Source organism: Formosa undariae (assembly GCF_042427615.1).
In the GTDB taxonomy this organism is placed as follows: Bacteria; Bacteroidota; Bacteroidia; order Flavobacteriales; family Flavobacteriaceae; genus Formosa; species Formosa undariae.
This window is the reverse complement of sequence record NZ_JBHMEZ010000011.1, coordinates 192,276-209,159: the sequence shown is the minus strand read 5'-3', so window position 1 is coordinate 209,159 and position 16,884 is coordinate 192,276. Positions and strand designations below refer to the sequence as shown.

Sequence of the window (16,884 nt, the reverse complement as noted above, 5' to 3'; positions counted from 1 at the left end):
ATCTATTATAAATTTTTTAAAGCTTGTTTTATGATGGTTTCTACCGATGCATCAGGATCTGCGGTAACAATCTTATCGACAGCACGTTCTGCTTGCTTCTTTACAAAACCAAGAACTTCTAAAGCAGATAACGCTTCATCTTTGTTGGTATTGCTCGCAGATAAAGAAACTTCATCAATATCGTAAATCTTTAAAACTTTATCCTTTAGATCTATAATAACACGTTGCGCTGTTTTTATACCAATTCCTTTAATCGATTGGATTAAAGCAACATCTTCTTTAGCGATTCCTTCTCGAACTTGTTTTGGTGTTAGCGAAGACAACATAGTACGTGCTGTACCTGCTCCAATACCACTTACAGAAATAAGCAGTTTAAACATATCGCGTTCGGCAATAGAAGAAAACCCATACAAAGTATGGGAGTCTTCTTTTACTAAAAGTTGAGTATATAGTTTTATATTTTCCTGATCAGGAATTTGAGAATATGTATGCAAAGAAATGTTTAAAAAATAACCTACTCCATTACAGTCTATAACGACATCTGTTGGGTTCTTTTCTACCAATTTCCCATGAATATGTGAAATCATTTGCTTGTTTTGTTATAACTCCAAATGTAACATTTTTTTTCACATTTTAAATCATTCTGTATGATGCATTATTTTTAGCGTTTTGACTTCTGATGTGCGTCTACCACAGCAATTGCCGTCATGTTTACTATTTCGTCTACACTAGCTCCTAATTGTAAAATATGAACAGGTTTACGCATACCCAACATTATTGGACCAATAGATTCCGCATTATTTAATACTTTAAGCATTTTATAGGTAATGTTTGCAGCATCTAAATTTGGAAAAATAAGTGTGTTTACTTTTTTTCCTGCTAATTTAGAAAACGGAAATTTTTCTTGCAGTAATTCGTTGTTTAAAGCAAAATCTGTTTGTACTTCTCCGTCTACAATTAATTTAGGATATTGTCTGTGTAAATACGAAACGGCCTCGCGTATTTTTGAAGCTCCATCGTTATTTGAAGATCCAAAATTAGAATACGACGTCATTGCGATTACAGGTTCCAAACCAAACATTTTTACCGCAGTTGCCGTCATTCTTGCAATGGTTGCTAAATCTTTTGCTGTCGGGTTTATGTTAATAGCTGTATCGCTAAAAAACATAGGACCACGTTGTGTCATCATTAAATTGGTTGTTGCTACTCGAGTTGCCCCTTTTGCCATACCAATAACTTCTAACATAGGTTTCACCACTGTTGGATATGCTCTAGAGAATCCAGATATTAATGCATCTGCATCGCCTTCATTAACCATCATAGCAGCGAAATAATTACGCTCACGCATTAAGCTTTCTGCTGCATATAAAGTGACACCACGACGTTTGCGTTGTCCCCAATATACTTTAGCATAACGCATTTTACGATCATGCTCATGATCGGATTTCGGATCGATAATTTCTACTTCAGCATCGAATTCAAGTTCTTCCATAAGCTCAAGAATAGTTTCACGACGTCCTAATAAAATAGGAATTGCGATACCTTCTTCAAATGAAATTTGTGCTGCTTTTAAAACTTCAATTTTATCAGCTTCAGCAAAAACAACACGCTTCGGATTCATTTTAGCACGGTTAAATAATAATTTAATTAATTTATTATCTGTACCTAATCGTCCTTCTAACTCTGTTTCGTAATCGTTCCAATTTAAAATTGGTTTTTTTGCAACACCACTTTCCATAGCTGCTCTTGCTACTGCTGGTGGAATTTTCGAAATTAACCTTGGATCGAATGGTTTAGGAATAATATAATCTTTACCAAACGTTAAACGGGTTTCGCCATATGCGATATTTACTTGTTCTGGCACAGGTTCTTTAGCCATTTCTGCTAAAGCAACAACCGCTGCCATTTTCATTTCTTCGTTAATTTTTGTCGCACGAACGTCTAAAGCACCTCTAAAAATAAAAGGGAAACCTAAAACATTATTAACTTGGTTAGGATGGTCGCTACGTCCTGTTGCCATAATAATATCGTCTCGCGTATCTATCGCTAATTGGTAACCAATCTCCGGATCTGGATTTGCCATGGCAAACACAATAGGATTGTCGGCCATTATTAACAACATATCTGGAGTAACCACATCAGCCATAGATAAACCAATAAGAACATCGGCATCTTTCATCGCGTCGGTTAGTGTATCGATATCGCGATCTGTTGCAAATTCTGCTTTTTCTGAAGTTAAATTTGTACGATCATTACGGATCACTCCTTTACTATCGCACATTACAATATTTTCGCGTCGTGCTCCGAAAGCTTGATACAAACGCGTACATGAAATGGCTGCAGCACCTGCCCCACTAATTACAATACGAGCATCTTCAATTTTCTTTTCGGAAATTTCCAATGCATTAATTAAGGCCGCCGCAGAAATAATTGCGGTACCATGCTGATCGTCGTGCATTACTGGAATATCTAATTCTTCTTTTAAACGACGTTCAATTTCAAAAGCTTCGGGTGCTTTAATATCTTCTAAATTAATTCCTCCAAAAGTCGGAGCAATCATTTTTACAGTTTGAATAAATTCTTCAACATTCTCGGTATCTACCTCAATATCGAAAACATCGATATCTGCGAAAATTTTAAACAATAATCCTTTACCTTCCATTACGGGTTTAGAGGCTTCCGGACCAATATTTCCTAATCCTAAAACGGCAGTACCATTAGAGATTACGGCTACTAAATTTCCTTTAGTAGTGTATTTATAAACATCTTCTTTATTTGCTGCTATTTCTAAACAAGGCTCTGCAACTCCTGGCGAATAAGCCAATGCTAAGTCTCTTTGGGTAGCATATTTTTTTGTTGGAACAACTTTTATTTTCCCTGGTGTTGGGTGGGAATGGTAAATTAATGCTTCACTTTTCTTGCTTTGTTTACTCATAATTACAATTGTTAATGACTAACAAATGTAACAATCCTAAAGATGAAACTCTAATCTATTTTTCACGCAAACGATATAGTTTTATTAAATTACCATTATATGCATCAATGTTTAGGAATACTAACAATTAATTAACAAAAATCACAAAACACCTTAATAAATCTAGTTTAGATTAGTAGATGGTGTCTGTACAACATGTAATGCTTATTTTCGATCTAAAACAATGAAATAATAAAAACCAACACAATCGTAATGAGTTAAAAAACAATGGCATTTAAGTCAAATAAAACCTAAAAAGCGACTAAATTTACGCCAATTTTCAAGATATATTCCCTACTTTAAATAACTTCAGAATTAATAGTCTTTATAATCAATGCGTATAAAATATTTATATCTAATAGCGTTTATGTCGTTACTGACTTTTTCAGCGAAGGCACAAGTTAAAGCGAAAGATAGTACTCAGATCTATGAGAAAATTCAAACCTATTCTAAAGAGAGAAAATTCACAAAGGCCATACATAAACTTATTTTTAAATCACCCAATAGGACGAAACCTAAAAAAGCAAATGATGATATAAAAAGAGCATACTTGTCCTTTCATGGTAATCCCATTAGAAGCATCACAATTGAAACCTTAGATCCTTTTGGTTATTCTGCAACAGACTCGACTAAAACACCTGATAAATGGATTGATGAATTCGGAAACAAGGCACACATTAAATCTAAGAATTTCGCCATTCGAAATATATTGCTTTTTAAGGAAAAAACAGATTTAGACACCTTGCTCTTAAATGAATCTGAACGATTAATACGTTCTCAAAGTTTTATTAGGAGTGTAAACATTGAGGCAACAAAAGCAAATCAAACTTCGGATTCTGTCGATGTTAAAATTCGAGTTTTAGATTCTTGGAGTTTTATTGTAAAAGGTGCTATTTCTACATCCAAAACTAAAGTTATTCTTAACGAGCGTAATTTTTTAGGGTTCGGACATGAATTTAACAATGCTATAGAAAAAAGGTATGACAATGATAATACAGGTTATCGGTTTAATTATGTAGTTCCTAATATAAACAACTCCTTTGTTAGATCAGAAATCTACTATAATATAGATGTTGAAGGCTTTTATCAAAAAAAATTAAATATAGAACGTACTTTTTACTCCCCTTTAACAAAATGGGCTGGTGGAATTTATTTGGATGAACAGTTTAGAAAAGATTCCCTGCCTAATTATCAAAATGAACGTAGTTATGAACAGTTTAAATACAGAACTAATGATTTTTGGGCAGGACATGCTTTCAACATTTTTAAAGGTAAATCAATCGAAGAACGGACCACTAATTTAATTACGTCTGTCCGTTATCTTAATGTGGCTTACAAGGAATCTCCAACTACCGAATACGATTCTATTAATTATTTTTCGAATGAGAATTTTTATCTAGGAAGTGTAGCAATCGCTTCTAGGCAGTTTATTCAAGACCGCTATCTTTTTAGAGATGGACTAATAGAGGATGTTCCTATTGGTTTAGTCGCTTCAATAACTTCTGGATATCAGCGAAAAAACGAAGAAAACCGTTATTATTTGGGAACTAATTTTACGATTTCAGAATATTTTAAATGGGGCTATTTAAGTGGCTCTATTGGTGCAGAATCGTTTTTTAATAATTCTAAATCTGAACAATCCACTATTAATATTGGTGCAACGTATTTTACAAATCTGATTCCGTTGGGCTCAAAATGGAAAATGAGACAATTTATAAAACCACAGATTATTTTAGGTTTTGATAGGTTAAATTCGCTTGCCGACCGTGTGTCTTTAAATGAGAATGTGGAACCTTTAGGGTTCGATCGGAATTATTATTTACGAAACACTTATTCTGCCGGTATTCCTGGTTTTAATGCTGATATGTACGGAACCAAAAAAGTACTGTTAGCTATGCAAACTCAGTTTTATTCCCCTTGGAATCTTTTAGGTTTTAGGCTAAATCCTTATCTAAATTTTACAGCAGGTACTATTGGAGGTAATCAAAATTCGCTTTCTAGCAGCAAAATTTATTCTTCTTTTGGAGTAGGATTTATAATACGAAACGATTATCTGGTATTTAGTTCTTTTCAATTATCTCTTTCTTACTATCCCGAAATTCCGGGCCAAGGAAATAATATTTTTAAAACCAATTCTTTTGAAACAGATGATTTTGGATTCCAAGCTCTTAATTTCGGGAAACCTAGCACGCTATTATATCCATAAAAACATCCTCGATAATTCTGTATTTAATACGGGATAAGCTTTAAAGGAATGACTCTAAAAAACAATTTTTAAGAATTTCTATTTATTATTTAAACACAAAAAAGCCTGAGAATTTACTTTGTAATTTCTCAGGCTTATATATTGTAATAAGTATTTTTAGACTATAATTAGTCGTTTAAAACTTTAGCACCTTCTGGTTTAGAAAAGAAATTATCTGTTACCGTTGGAGAAAAGCTAATATCACTCACATTTATATCTGTAATATATTCTCCTAATCCATCTTTAGCTTCTGCAGACCAATATGTTTTAAACCCCTTAGCTAAAACAATCCCGTCTACAGTAGTCGTTCCTTGAGTAACTGTAATTTTTTCAGGTGCATGTCCGCCTTCTGGAAAATACTCTGGATAAGAGACAATGTATTTAAAAGCATCGACCAAGTTTGTTTTAGAATTTATATACAAAATATAATAATCGTCTGGAGCAGATCCTACACCGGCATCATAAGTCGCCTTTACCACTTTTTGTAATGTTCCTTTAAATTCTACCTCTGGTAATAATTCAAGATTTACACCTTCTCCATCCAGTACAAAAGGTTGTCCAGAAAAATACAATGGCGTTAAAGCCCAAAACTTAGTATCGTATTCAAAAGACGTACTATCTTTCGCTTTTACCCAAGCTTCTTCTCCATCCCATCCATACGTATTTGATGGGTCTGTAATGCTATTATGTCTTGCTTTATTACTCCAAGTATCTATAGTTTGGTAAGAATCTCTAATCCCTTTTCCGTTTAAAGGTTTGTAATCAAAATGAAAAGAAAAATAACCGTTAGAATACCATTTTTCTAATCCACCGTGGGCTTCCATGGCACTCCATAACACTTTACCTGCGTCTGTAGCATGTAATCTTTTATTGGCATCTTCAACTCTTTTCTGAATCCATGAGTTTGGAATATGGTATTCAGAAGCAACAGTTTCTACTTCTTTTTGAGTTGTTGTTTCTGTTTTAGGAGTTTCTTTACAAGCCAAAGCACTTAACGCTAAAAACAAACCTAAAAGTGGAGTTATTATTTTCATAGAATTTTTCTTATTTAATTAATTTTAGTCGGGCGAAACTACCAACCTTTCAAAAGGCAGGCACATTATTTCAAAAAATTTATATTACGTGTTAAACCGGAGAACTTAGTACGCTTAACTGCTGATTTTTGAAATACTTTTTTGAAAGTGTCTTCCGTAATTTCTTCCCAATCTTTTTTGCTCATGTCGAGTAATTCAGGATGCGGATTAAAAAGGGGTTCCTTATGGGGTTTTGAAAAGCGATTCCACGGACAGACATCTTGGCAAATATCGCAACCAAACATCCAATCTTCGAATTTACCTTTCTCGGTTTCGGGCAATGCATCTTTTAATTCTATAGTGAAATACGAAATACATTTACTGCCATCCACAACATAGGGATCTGTAATGGCATCGGTTGGACAGGCATCTATACATTTTGTACAGCTACCACAATGATCGGTTGTAATACCATCGTAATCCAATTCTAAATCTACAATCAATTCAGCTATAAAATAAAACGAGCCTACTTCTTTTGTCAGTAAGTTACTGTGTTTTCCAATCCAACCTAATCCCGATTTTGCCGCCCATGCTTTATCTAAAACTGGAGCAGAATCTACAAAAGCGCGTCCATGAACCTCTCCTATTTCTGATTGAATGGTATGGAGAAATTCTTTGAGTTTTTCTTTTATGATAAAATGATAATCCATACCGTAAGCATATTTAGAGAGCTTAAATGTGCTTTCCGACTGAAGTTCGTGCGGATAATAATTCAACAGCAATGAAATAACAGATTTTGAACCTTCTACCAATTTTGTTGGATCTAGACGTTTATCAAAATGGTTTTCCATGTACTGCATTTGGCCATGGAAATTTTGTTTGAGGTAATGTTCTAATCGTGGTGCTTCGACTTCTAGAAATTCTGATTTACTGATACCACAAGACAAAAAACCGAGGCGTTTGGCTTCGGTTTTAATAATGTTTGTATGTTTTGCTTTAGTATTCATACAATAGTTATCGCTTAAATCTTTTGGGCAACAATCACCGTTTCGGTTATATTAAACCCATTATAATTATCTTTATCTTCAGTAAAGTTGATCGCTGTTGTACTAAAACCAACAGATTTCAATCTATTATCTAAGCCTTCGACAGAATATACGCGTAGATGATCTTCTTGTCCAAAATGTTTTAATCTATCGGAAGGTGTTTTAATTGTTTCATCTTCATAAATATCACCAAATTTAAAAGGGGTTTGAATGTAACACTTGCCTTGAGGTTTTAAAACACGATATAATTCTGTCATCGCTTGAAGATCTTGGTTTATATGTTCTAAAACATGATAACAAATAATAACATCATAGGTGTTACTCGGAGCATCGATCGCTTCAATATTAAATCGCCTTTTAGCCTGAAATTCGCCCATATAATCTGAAGGCTCATAAATCATATCATTTAGATTCTCTAGTACTTTAGAAAATCCTCTAGGCGGTGAAAAATGCAATACTTTTTTATGAGGTAACGTCGGTTCTATAATATGCCATAAACGCCTAGTTCGAGACAAACTTCCACAATTGGGACACAAAACTTTTTCATCCGTAAGTGTAATAAATTGAGCCATTTTAAAATGACAAATATTACAATGAAAGCGTTCTCCTTTATAAAACAACGCGACTATTGGACGTAATTTATCTTGATGTTTTTGTAACCATTTTTCAGGAATAATGTGTTTTACCGCCTGCTTAATTTTAAAGTACATAAAATTTAATTTAAAATAAGCCACCTTGCACAGCACCTTTAGTACGGCCTAAGTGCAGATATGCAGCTTCGGTAACTTCTCGACCACGTGGAGTACGCATTATAAATCCTTGCTGAATTAAGAAAGGTTCGTAAACTTCTTCAATAGTCTCGGCACTTTCACTTACAGCAGTAGCCAAAGTTGTAATTCCAACAGGGCCACCTTTAAATTTATCAATAATAGTCGTAAGAATTTTATTATCCATCTCGTCTAAACCATGAGCGTCTACATTTAAAGCTTTTAATGCAAACTGGGCTATGGCCAAATCAATAGTTCCATTTCCTTTAATTTCGGCAAAATCACGCACACGACGTAATAATGCATTTGCAATTCGAGGTGTACCACGACTTCTACCAGCAATTTCTATGGCAGCATCCATATGCATAGGAACATTTAATATTTCTGAACTACGTTGAACAATCGTTGAAAGCAATTCGGTAGAATAATATTGAAGTCTACTACTGATCCCGAAACGTGCACGCATAGGTGCCGTTAACAACCCAGAGCGCGTAGTCGCACCAATAAGTGTAAACGGATTTAAATGAATTTGAACCGTTCTAGCATTTGGTCCAGATTCTATCATGATATCAATCTTATAATCTTCCATTGCAGAGTACAAATACTCCTCTACGATAGGACTTAACCTATGGATTTCGTCAATAAACAACACATCACGCTCATCCAGATTAGTTAACAAACCAGCCAAATCGCCTGGTTTGTCTAAAACAGGACCTGATGTTACTTTAATACCAACGCCTAACTCATTTGCCAAGATATGCGCTAAAGTGGTCTTACCAAGTCCAGGAGGGCCATGAAACAAGGTGTGATCTAATGCATCTCCACGACGATTTGCCGCTTCAACAAAAATACTTAGATTTTCTAATACCTGATCTTGACCAGCAAAATCATCAAACGATAAGGGTCTTAACGCTTTTTCAACATCCATCTCTTCCGATGAGAAATGTTCTTTTTCTGGATTCAAGTTTTCGTTCATAGTTTATAAAAAAGCAAAGTAAATCATTAATTGAGTCGATTGGAAATATTAACTCATTTATCTAAATCGCCAACCGTTAGTATTTATAGAAGATTCCAGACTTGCCTCTAAAGCATCATCTAATTTAGAAAAGAAATCGATACCCGTTTCTGCTTCAATTTTATCTATAGATACAACATAGCTTTGTAACTTCTTATCTTCATTTGGTTTATTCGGAATAATAAATCCAATCATTTTAGATGAATCTCCCTGGTCTTTAAAGATAATCTTATAAAAGTAATTAGGTACAGAAACACGATCTTTTCCTATGGTTTTCAGATTCCCTTTTAAAACACCACCGGTAACCACATAAACATCGTTATAAGACTTCGCCCAAGTACGCACAGTTTGTTCTAACTCGTTCCAAATTCCAGCATTAAAATCATGGTTTTGTGGGGAAATATTACTGGTTAAAAAAGTTTCATTATATGAAACGACCGTTTTCCTTCTATCTGCCGCTGGACACAAATGTCCTTTATCGTATCCTGAGTTTTTATAACTTCTCCAATCCGCAGACTTCGTTTTTACCGATTTATCCTCATTAAAATAAGGCCGCTTTCTTTTGGTATAAACAATATCAGACTTCTTTAGCAAATAGGCCACCCATTCGGCCTGCTCATGCTGTTCACTATAGGACAAAGCATAGTCGTTATGGTACACAACAGCACCTGTAGTAGACGAAGGCAGGTAATAGGCATTATCTTTCTTGCGACTAAGATTTTCTTCTTGTGAGTAAGGTGATTCAACGGTATTTGTGTCGGTAGTTTTAAGGTATTGTTCGTATACATAAACACCAATAATTAAGAGAACACCTACTATAGATAAAAATTTCTTCATACTTTAATTACGAATCTAAAATATACAGAAAAAGCCTTTTCAAACGAAATGAAAAGGCTTTTTTTATATGTTGGTGAATTACGCTTAGTGCTGTAATTCTTCTTCTCCTTCTTTTAATGGAATATTCTGAGGAACGAAATCTACATCATGTCCAGGTTTACTATAATCGTAAGCCCAACGGTATACTGTTGGAATTTCTCCTGGCCAGTTTCCGTGAATGTGTTCTACAGGTGTTGTCCACTCTAAAGTAGTAGATCTCCATGGGTTTTGTGTTGCTTTCTTACCAATAAAGATACTTGCAAAGAAATTATACAAGAATACGATTTGGAATATTGCGCCAACAATAGCAAAGATTGTAATTACTTTATTTACATCGGCTAAATCATCGAATAATGGGAAAGCAGAGTTTGTATAGTAACGTCTTGGTAAACCTGCCATTCCAATAAAGTGCATTGGAAAAAATACTCCATAAGCACAAACTGCAGTGATCCAGAAATGAACATAACCTAAGTTCTTATTCATCATACGACCAAACATTTTTGGATACCAATGGTAAATCCCTGCAAACATTCCGTAAAGCGCAGATATACCCATTACTAAGTGAAAGTGAGCAATAACGAAATACGTATCGTGAACGTTTATATCTAAAGCACTATCTCCCAAAATAATTCCTGTTAAACCTCCTGTAATGAAAGTAGAAACGAAACCGATAGAAAATAACATGGCTGTATTCATTTGTATATTACCTTTCCAAATCGTTGTAATCCAGTTAAAGGCTTTTACAGCTGAAGGAATAGCAATTAATAAAGTAGTAAATGTAAATACAGAACCTAAAAATGGATTCATTCCAGAGACAAACATATGGTGACCCCAAACGATTGTTGAAAGAAAAGCAATAGCTAAGATTGAAGCAATCATGGCACGGTAACCAAAAATAGGTTTACGTGAATTGGCAGCCATAATTTCTGAAACAAGTCCCATTGCAGGTAAAATCACAATATATACCTCAGGGTGACCTAAGAACCAGAATAAGTGTTCGAATAATACAGGCGATCCTCCTTGGTAATGTAAAACTTCTCCTTGAATAAAAATATCTGATAAGAAGAATGATGTTCCAAAACTTCTATCCATTATTAATAATAAAGCGGCAGATAATAAAACTGGGAAAGAAACCACACCAATAATAGCAGTTACAAATAAGGCCCAAATTGTTAATGGTAATCTAGTCATAGACATACCTTTAGTACGCATGTTAATAACCGTAACGATATAATTTAATGAACCAATAAGAGATGATGCAATAAATAAAGCCATAGAGATTAACCAAAGTGTCATTCCCATTCCAGAACCACTAGATGCCATAGGAAGAGCAGATAACGGTGGGTATATTGTCCAACCTGCAGCAGCTGGTCCAGCTTCAACAAATAAAGACGATAACATAATGATACTAGATATAAAGAATAACCAGTATGAAACCATGTTTAAAAACCCTGAAGCCATATCTCGTGCTCCAATTTGCAATGGAATTAATAAGTTACTAAACGTACCACTTAATCCAGCTGTTAATACAAAGAATACCATTATAGTACCATGAATAGTTACTAATGCCAAATATATATCGGCATCCATAACACCATCTGGGGCCCATTTACCTAATAACATTTCAAATAAAACATTAGGTTCTCCTGGCCATGCGATTTGCATACGAAACATAATAGACATAAGAATCCCTATTATTCCCATAAAAACTCCAGTTATCAAAAATTGTTTAGAGATCATTTTATGATCTGTACTAAATATATATTTTGTGATAAACGTTTGTTTATGATGATGTCCGTGGTCGTCTTCGTGAACGTGAGTATCTGCGTGTGCTGACATAATCTATTTTAGGTTTTTTAAATCTTTTGGATTGAATTAATTTTGAACTAATGAATTTTTGAAAATCTTTTGCTCTTTAAGCCAAGCATCATATTCCTCTTGAGTCACGACAATAATTTTCATTTGCATATTATAGTGAGACTTTCCGCAAATCTTATTACAAAGTAATAAATAGTCAAACTCATAAGCATCTAAAGATTCTTCACCATTAGCAACTAATTCTTTACTATTTTCAATTCTAATGTCGTTAATGTTCTTTACTTTCTCAACGATATCTGGATTCTGACGCATTTCTGCAGTTGTTACAGAAGGTGTAAATCCAAATTGAGTTACCATTCCTGGTACACAGTTCATTTGCGCTCTAAAGTGAGGCATATAAGCTGAGTGTAAAACATCTTGAGAACGCATTTTAAACAAAATAGGTTTCCCTACAGGTAAGTATAATTCTGAAGTAATAATATCGTCTTGAGCATTAGGATCAGATTCATCTAAACCTAAGATATTTGCTTTATCGATATCAATTAATCTTACATTGGCTTTACCTAATGTATTATCGTTTCCACCGTATCTCGCTTTCCAGTTAAATTGTTGTGCATACAACTCGATAACTATGGGATCATCATCTTCACTAACATTCATAATACTTGTCCACGTAAATAATCCGTAGATTATTAAACCTGCTAAAGTGATTACTGGAATAATAGTCCAAATCGCTTCCAAAGTATTGTTATCTGCAAAGAATAATGCCTTACGCCCTTTTTCACCTTTATATTTAAAAGCAAAATAGTGAAGTAAGAATTGCGTGATAGTTTGTACTACAAAAATAAGCACTAACGAGATCATCATTAGGTTATCGATTTCAGGTCCATGTTCTGAAGCTGAATTAGATAATAGAGGCAAGTCTCCCCATTTAACCACACAAACGATTGTAATGATATAAATGAAAGCTAAGAATGCTATCATAAGATAGGCATTCAAGGTATTATCCTTATCTGTAGCAATTTGGTCATTTTGTTCTAGCCCTACTTGAGCCAGATCAAAAATTTTAATCATTTGCCAAATGGCAATTGTTATAAATACTAAAACTAAAATTATAAATAAAGCAGTCATATTCGTTCTTGTTGTTCTTTATATGTTACTGTTACTTGCGCGATGCTTAATAATGAAATTGTTCACTCTCTTTAACTAAAGGATTACGTTTTGCAAGTAATGGTGCTTTAGTTAAGGCTGTAAATACGATAAATATAAACAATCCAGCAAATAATAATATTGAACTTATTTCAGGTATTCCAATAAACCATCTATCTCCTACGGTTGCAGGCATAATCATGTTGAAAATATCTAAGTAATGTCCGAATAAAATAACAACACCAGCCATTACTACAAACCAATTTACACGTTTGTAATCACTATTCATTAAAACTAATAATGGGAAAAGGAAGTTTAGAGCTACCATTCCGAAGAACGGTAAATTATAATCTTCGATACGTGTTACAAAATACGTTACTTCTTCTGGAATGTTTGAATACCAAATAAGCATGAATTGAGAGAACCATAAGTATGTCCAAAATACACTAATACCGAACATAAATTTAGCTAAATCATGAATATGACTATCATTAACTAATGGCAATAAACCTCTAGATTTTAAGTAGATTGTAACTAATGCGATTACTGTAATTCCACTAACAAACATACTAGCGAATACGTACCAACCGAATAATGTTGAGAACCAGTGTGGATCTACACTCATAATCCAATCCCAAGACATAATAGATTCTGAATAAATAAAGAATACTAAAAATCCTGCAGAAATACGGAAGTTCTTTTTGAAGAATCTGTTATCATCTGCATCATCTTGAGCGATAGAAAATTTACGAGAGAAGTGTCTGTATAAAGACCAACCTGCAATAAAAATTAAACCTCTTACAGCAAACCATCCAATATTTAACCAATCGGCTTTTCCTTGAAGTAATTTATCGTGAGCCAAAACTTCTGGGTCCATCCAAACAAAAAGATTATAATGACCTATTGTACCAGAGGCAACTGCTATTAAAAGTACAATTAAAGACCCTGGCAACAAGTAGGCAGTGATTCCTTCCATAACTCTAAAGAGTACTGGAGACCATCCTGCTTGAGATGCGTATTGTAAAGCATAGAATGCTAATGCACCTAATGCAATCATCATAAAAAAGAAAGCAGCCACATATAATGCAGACCACGGTCTATTTGCTATTTGATGTTGAACATGTTCTGCGTGCGCATCACCATGATGGGCATCTGCTTCTGCGTGCATATCATGTGCATCGACCACATGAGTAGATTCGTCTACTGCGTGTCCGCCACCATGATGTGCAGCCTCATCGGCTAACATAGTTTTTACTTCGTCTAAAGATTTATGAGAAGACATAAAACCATATACTACCCCTATAAATCCTAAGATTATTAGAGCGAAAGAAAATGTTCTTAATTTATTTGAAAGTGTGTACATATCTATATATAATCTTTATCTAATCGACTTACTTTTCTAAATCTGCTTTTAATTCCATAACATAAGCAGCTACTTGCCAACGTTCTTCTTCTAACAATTGATTGTTATAAGATCCCATAGCATTTTTTCCATAATAAATAGTGTGATATACACTACCAACGGTAATATTACGTCCAGCGTCATCGTATTTAGGAACTCCAAGAATTTTTTCTCTTTTTACAAGAGTACCTTGTCCATCACCTTTCATACCATGGCAAATTCCACAATAGATATCGTATAATTCTTTTCCTCTTTTAGTATCAATTTGAGTTGAATCTAAAGGACTCATTAGAGTTTCTTTTGCCAAATTATAACCATCCAAATCGTTAGCGATCTCAAATGGGATATGTCCTCTTGCAACCGAACCTTCTGCAGGTAATTGTGCTTCTACTCCATTTCTAAACGCAGTAGATTCACTATAAGTTTCGTATCCAACAGACTCGTACATGTTAGGCATAAACTGATAGTTAGGTCTACCATTTTCTTGACATGAAACGACAGATATTAAAACTACGGCTATTGCAAATATTTTTATTAAGCTTTTCATTGGTCTGTATTAATGTGCTTTATCTACTAAATTAATTTCTACTGCACCTGTACTTTTTAACAATTCAGCAATTTCTTCCTCATTGTTATTAGCTACAGAAATTTCCATTAAAAAATGATCATCAGTAGTTCTTGGGTCTGGATTTTCTGCATCTTTAAATGGCCATATTTTACTACGTAAGTAAAATGTAATAACCATTAAATGCGCTGCAAAAAATATTGTAAGTTCGAACATGATAGGCACAAATGCCGGCATGTTTTCTAAATAACTAAAACTTGGTTTTCCACCAATATCTTGTGGCCAGTCTTCAATCATAATGAAATTCATCATAACTGTTGCGAAAATTAAACCAATACATCCGTAAATAAAAGCTGTGATAGCCAAACGTGTTGGCGCTAATCCCATTGCTTTATCTAGTCCGTGAACCGGAAATGGTGTATATACTTCTTCGATATGGTGTTTTGCCAAACGTACATCTTTAACGGCAGCCATTAAAATATCGTCGTCTGTATAAATAGCGTGAATAACTTTTGTAGATTCCATATGCTACTTTTAGTTTTTTGAATTATTAACTGAAGTTCCAGAGGTTCTAGCATCTGCACCAGTACCGACTAAACTATCTCCGCGCTCTCTAATATTTTTATAACGTTCTCCAGAAGACTTTAATATAGTCTTAACTTCTGCCTGTGCAATTACAGGGAATGTTCTAGAGTACAATAAGAAAAGTACAAAGAAGAATCCTATTGTTCCAATAAATATTCCTATATCTACAAATGTAGGAGAGAACATTGTCCATGAAGATGGTAAGTAATCTCTGTGTAGCGACGTTACAATAATTACAAAACGTTCGAACCACATCCCGACGTTTACAACTATCGAAATAAAGAAAGAGAACATAATACTTGTTCTTAATTTCTTGAACCACATAAATTGTGGAGAGAAAACGTTAAAACTCATCATACACCAGTAAGCCCACCAGTAAGGTCCAGTTGCTCTGTTTAAGAAGGCGTATTGTTCGTATTCTACACCAGAGTACCAAGCCATAAATAACTCCGTAATATATGCCACACCAACTATAGAACCTGTAATCATGATTACAATGTTCATTAATTCGATATGTTGTACAGTAATATAGTCTTCTAAGTTACACACTTTTCTCATAATAATAAGAAGTGTGTTTACCATTGCAAATCCTGAGAATACAGCTCCTGCAACGAAGTAAGGAGGGAAAATGGTAGTATGCCATCCTGGAATAACAGAAGTTGCGAAGTCAAAAGATACAATAGTATGTACAGAAAGTACAAGTGGTGTTGCTAAACCTGCAAGAACCAAAGATACTTCTTCGAAACGTTGCCAATCTTTAGCTCTACCCGACCAACCGAAACTTAGTAAAGAATAAATTTTCTTTTGGAAAGGCTTCACAGCACGGTCTCTTAACATAGCGAAATCTGGTAATAAACCTGTCCACCAGAATACTAATGATACAGATAAATACGTTGAAATCGCAAATACATCCCAAAGTAAAGGTGAGTTAAAGTTTACCCATAACGATCCAAATTGGTTTGGAATAGGTAGTACCCAATATGCTAACCAAGGACGTCCCATGTGAATAATTGGGAATAAACCCGCCTGGAAAACAGCGAAAATGGTCATCGCTTCCGCAGAACGGTTAATTGCCATTCTCCATTTTTGACGGAATAATAAAAGTACTGCAGAAATTAATGTTCCTGCGTGACCAATACCAACCCACCAAACGAAGTTAGTAATATCCCAGGCCCAACCTACGGTTTTATTTAAACCCCAAGTTCCAATACCAGTTGATACTGTGTATATAATACATCCTATTCCCCAAAGGAAAGCAGCTAAGGAAATAGAAAAAACTATCCACCATAATTTATTTGCTTTTCCTTCTACAGGTCTTGCTACATCGACAGTTACATCGTGGTAAGACTTTTCTCCTGTAACTAAGGGTCTTCTTATAGGTGCTTCGTAATGAGACGCCATATCCTTATCTAATTATTTCTTAATTCGT

Annotated in this window: 13 protein-coding genes and 1 pseudogene; 1 reads left to right on the top strand and 13 read right to left on the bottom strand. The window is 34.4% G+C overall.

Annotation, left to right across the window (positions count from 1 at the left end):
- Positions 1 to 5 precede the first annotated feature (5 nt).
- Entirely contained in the window at positions 6 to 587 is a 582-nt protein-coding gene (ruvA, locus tag ACFFVB_RS09500; RefSeq protein ID WP_382382485.1) for a Holliday junction branch migration protein RuvA, read from the bottom strand.
- 74 nt (positions 588 to 661) lie between these two features.
- On the bottom strand, positions 662 to 2,935 hold the full coding sequence (locus ACFFVB_RS09495; RefSeq protein ID WP_382382484.1) for an NADP-dependent malic enzyme: 2,274 nt from the start codon (positions 2,933 to 2,935) through the stop codon (positions 662 to 664).
- A gap of 373 nt (positions 2,936 to 3,308) precedes the next feature.
- On the opposite strand from ACFFVB_RS09495, the gene ACFFVB_RS09490 reads away from it, so the two are divergent.
- A complete protein-coding gene (locus ACFFVB_RS09490; protein ID WP_382382483.1) occupies positions 3,309 to 5,180 on the top strand; it encodes a BamA/TamA family outer membrane protein in 1,872 nt (623 codons plus the stop codon).
- Between the two features lie 167 nt (positions 5,181 to 5,347).
- On the opposite strand, the gene ACFFVB_RS09485 is transcribed toward ACFFVB_RS09490, so the two are convergent.
- From ACFFVB_RS09485 to nrfD, 11 genes and pseudogenes are all read right to left on the bottom strand, one after another.
- Entirely contained in the window at positions 5,348 to 6,253 is a 906-nt protein-coding gene (locus ACFFVB_RS09485; RefSeq protein WP_382382482.1) for a hypothetical protein, read from the bottom strand.
- 65 nt (positions 6,254 to 6,318) lie between these two features.
- Positions 6,319 to 7,239: a tRNA epoxyqueuosine(34) reductase QueG gene (queG, locus tag ACFFVB_RS09480; RefSeq protein ID WP_382382481.1), complete on the bottom strand. Its 921-nt coding sequence runs from the start codon at positions 7,237 to 7,239 to the stop codon at positions 6,319 to 6,321.
- 14 nt (positions 7,240 to 7,253) lie between these two features.
- Positions 7,254 to 7,988: a class I SAM-dependent methyltransferase gene (locus ACFFVB_RS09475; RefSeq protein WP_382382480.1), complete on the bottom strand. Its 735-nt coding sequence runs from the start codon at positions 7,986 to 7,988 to the stop codon at positions 7,254 to 7,256.
- Between the two features lie 10 nt (positions 7,989 to 7,998).
- Positions 7,999 to 9,021 (bottom strand): Holliday junction branch migration DNA helicase RuvB, encoded by a 1,023-nt coding sequence (gene ruvB / locus ACFFVB_RS09470; protein ID WP_382382479.1) that lies wholly within the window; start codon positions 9,019 to 9,021, stop codon positions 7,999 to 8,001.
- Positions 9,022 to 9,078: 57 nt separating this feature from the next.
- Positions 9,079 to 9,897, bottom strand: a complete 819-nt coding sequence (locus tag ACFFVB_RS09465) for a DNA/RNA non-specific endonuclease (RefSeq protein WP_382382478.1) — start codon at positions 9,895 to 9,897, stop codon at positions 9,079 to 9,081.
- Between the two features lie 84 nt (positions 9,898 to 9,981).
- Positions 9,982 to 11,775, bottom strand: a complete 1,794-nt coding sequence (locus ACFFVB_RS09460) for a cytochrome c oxidase subunit I (protein ID WP_382382477.1) — start codon at positions 11,773 to 11,775, stop codon at positions 9,982 to 9,984.
- A 36-nt stretch (positions 11,776 to 11,811) separates the two neighbouring features.
- Positions 11,812 to 12,885, bottom strand: a complete 1,074-nt coding sequence (locus ACFFVB_RS09455) for a cytochrome c oxidase subunit II (RefSeq protein WP_382382476.1) — start codon at positions 12,883 to 12,885, stop codon at positions 11,812 to 11,814.
- A gap of 46 nt (positions 12,886 to 12,931) precedes the next feature.
- Positions 12,932 to 14,266 (bottom strand): quinol:cytochrome C oxidoreductase, encoded by a 1,335-nt coding sequence (locus ACFFVB_RS09450; RefSeq protein ID WP_382382475.1) that lies wholly within the window; start codon positions 14,264 to 14,266, stop codon positions 12,932 to 12,934.
- 28 nt (positions 14,267 to 14,294) lie between these two features.
- A complete protein-coding gene (locus ACFFVB_RS09445) occupies positions 14,295 to 14,852 on the bottom strand; it encodes a c-type cytochrome (protein WP_382382474.1) in 558 nt (185 codons plus the stop codon).
- 9 nt (positions 14,853 to 14,861) lie between these two features.
- Positions 14,862 to 15,395 carry a DUF3341 domain-containing protein gene (locus tag ACFFVB_RS09440; RefSeq protein ID WP_382382473.1) on the bottom strand — a complete coding sequence of 178 codons (534 nt, stop codon included), beginning with the start codon at positions 15,393 to 15,395 and terminating at the stop codon, positions 14,862 to 14,864.
- A 39-nt stretch (positions 15,396 to 15,434) separates the two neighbouring features.
- Positions 15,435 to 16,856 (bottom strand): annotated as a pseudogene (gene nrfD, locus ACFFVB_RS09435) (NrfD/PsrC family molybdoenzyme membrane anchor subunit); the annotation flags it as partial.
- Positions 16,857 to 16,884: the final 28 nt, after the last annotated feature.

Coding starts and splice junctions, on each gene's coding strand:
- ruvA (WP_382382485.1), bottom strand. CDS start 587: ATGATTTCACATATTCATGGGAAATTGGTAGAAAAGAACCCAACAGAT.
- ACFFVB_RS09495 (WP_382382484.1), bottom strand. CDS start 2,935: ATGAGTAAACAAAGCAAGAAAAGTGAAGCATTAATTTACCATTCCCAC.
- ACFFVB_RS09490 (WP_382382483.1), top strand. CDS start 3,309: ATGCGTATAAAATATTTATATCTAATAGCGTTTATGTCGTTACTGACT.
- ACFFVB_RS09485 (WP_382382482.1), bottom strand. CDS start 6,253: ATGAAAATAATAACTCCACTTTTAGGTTTGTTTTTAGCGTTAAGTGCT.
- queG (WP_382382481.1), bottom strand. CDS start 7,239: ATGAATACTAAAGCAAAACATACAAACATTATTAAAACCGAAGCCAAA.
- ACFFVB_RS09475 (WP_382382480.1), bottom strand. CDS start 7,988: ATGTACTTTAAAATTAAGCAGGCGGTAAAACACATTATTCCTGAAAAA.
- ruvB (WP_382382479.1), bottom strand. CDS start 9,021: ATGAACGAAAACTTGAATCCAGAAAAAGAACATTTCTCATCGGAAGAG.
- ACFFVB_RS09465 (WP_382382478.1), bottom strand. CDS start 9,897: ATGAAGAAATTTTTATCTATAGTAGGTGTTCTCTTAATTATTGGTGTT.
- ACFFVB_RS09460 (WP_382382477.1), bottom strand. CDS start 11,775: ATGTCAGCACACGCAGATACTCACGTTCACGAAGACGACCACGGACAT.
- ACFFVB_RS09455 (WP_382382476.1), bottom strand. CDS start 12,885: ATGACTGCTTTATTTATAATTTTAGTTTTAGTATTTATAACAATTGCC.
- ACFFVB_RS09450 (WP_382382475.1), bottom strand. CDS start 14,266: ATGTACACACTTTCAAATAAATTAAGAACATTTTCTTTCGCTCTAATA.
- ACFFVB_RS09445 (WP_382382474.1), bottom strand. CDS start 14,852: ATGAAAAGCTTAATAAAAATATTTGCAATAGCCGTAGTTTTAATATCT.
- ACFFVB_RS09440 (WP_382382473.1), bottom strand. CDS start 15,395: ATGGAATCTACAAAAGTTATTCACGCTATTTATACAGACGACGATATT.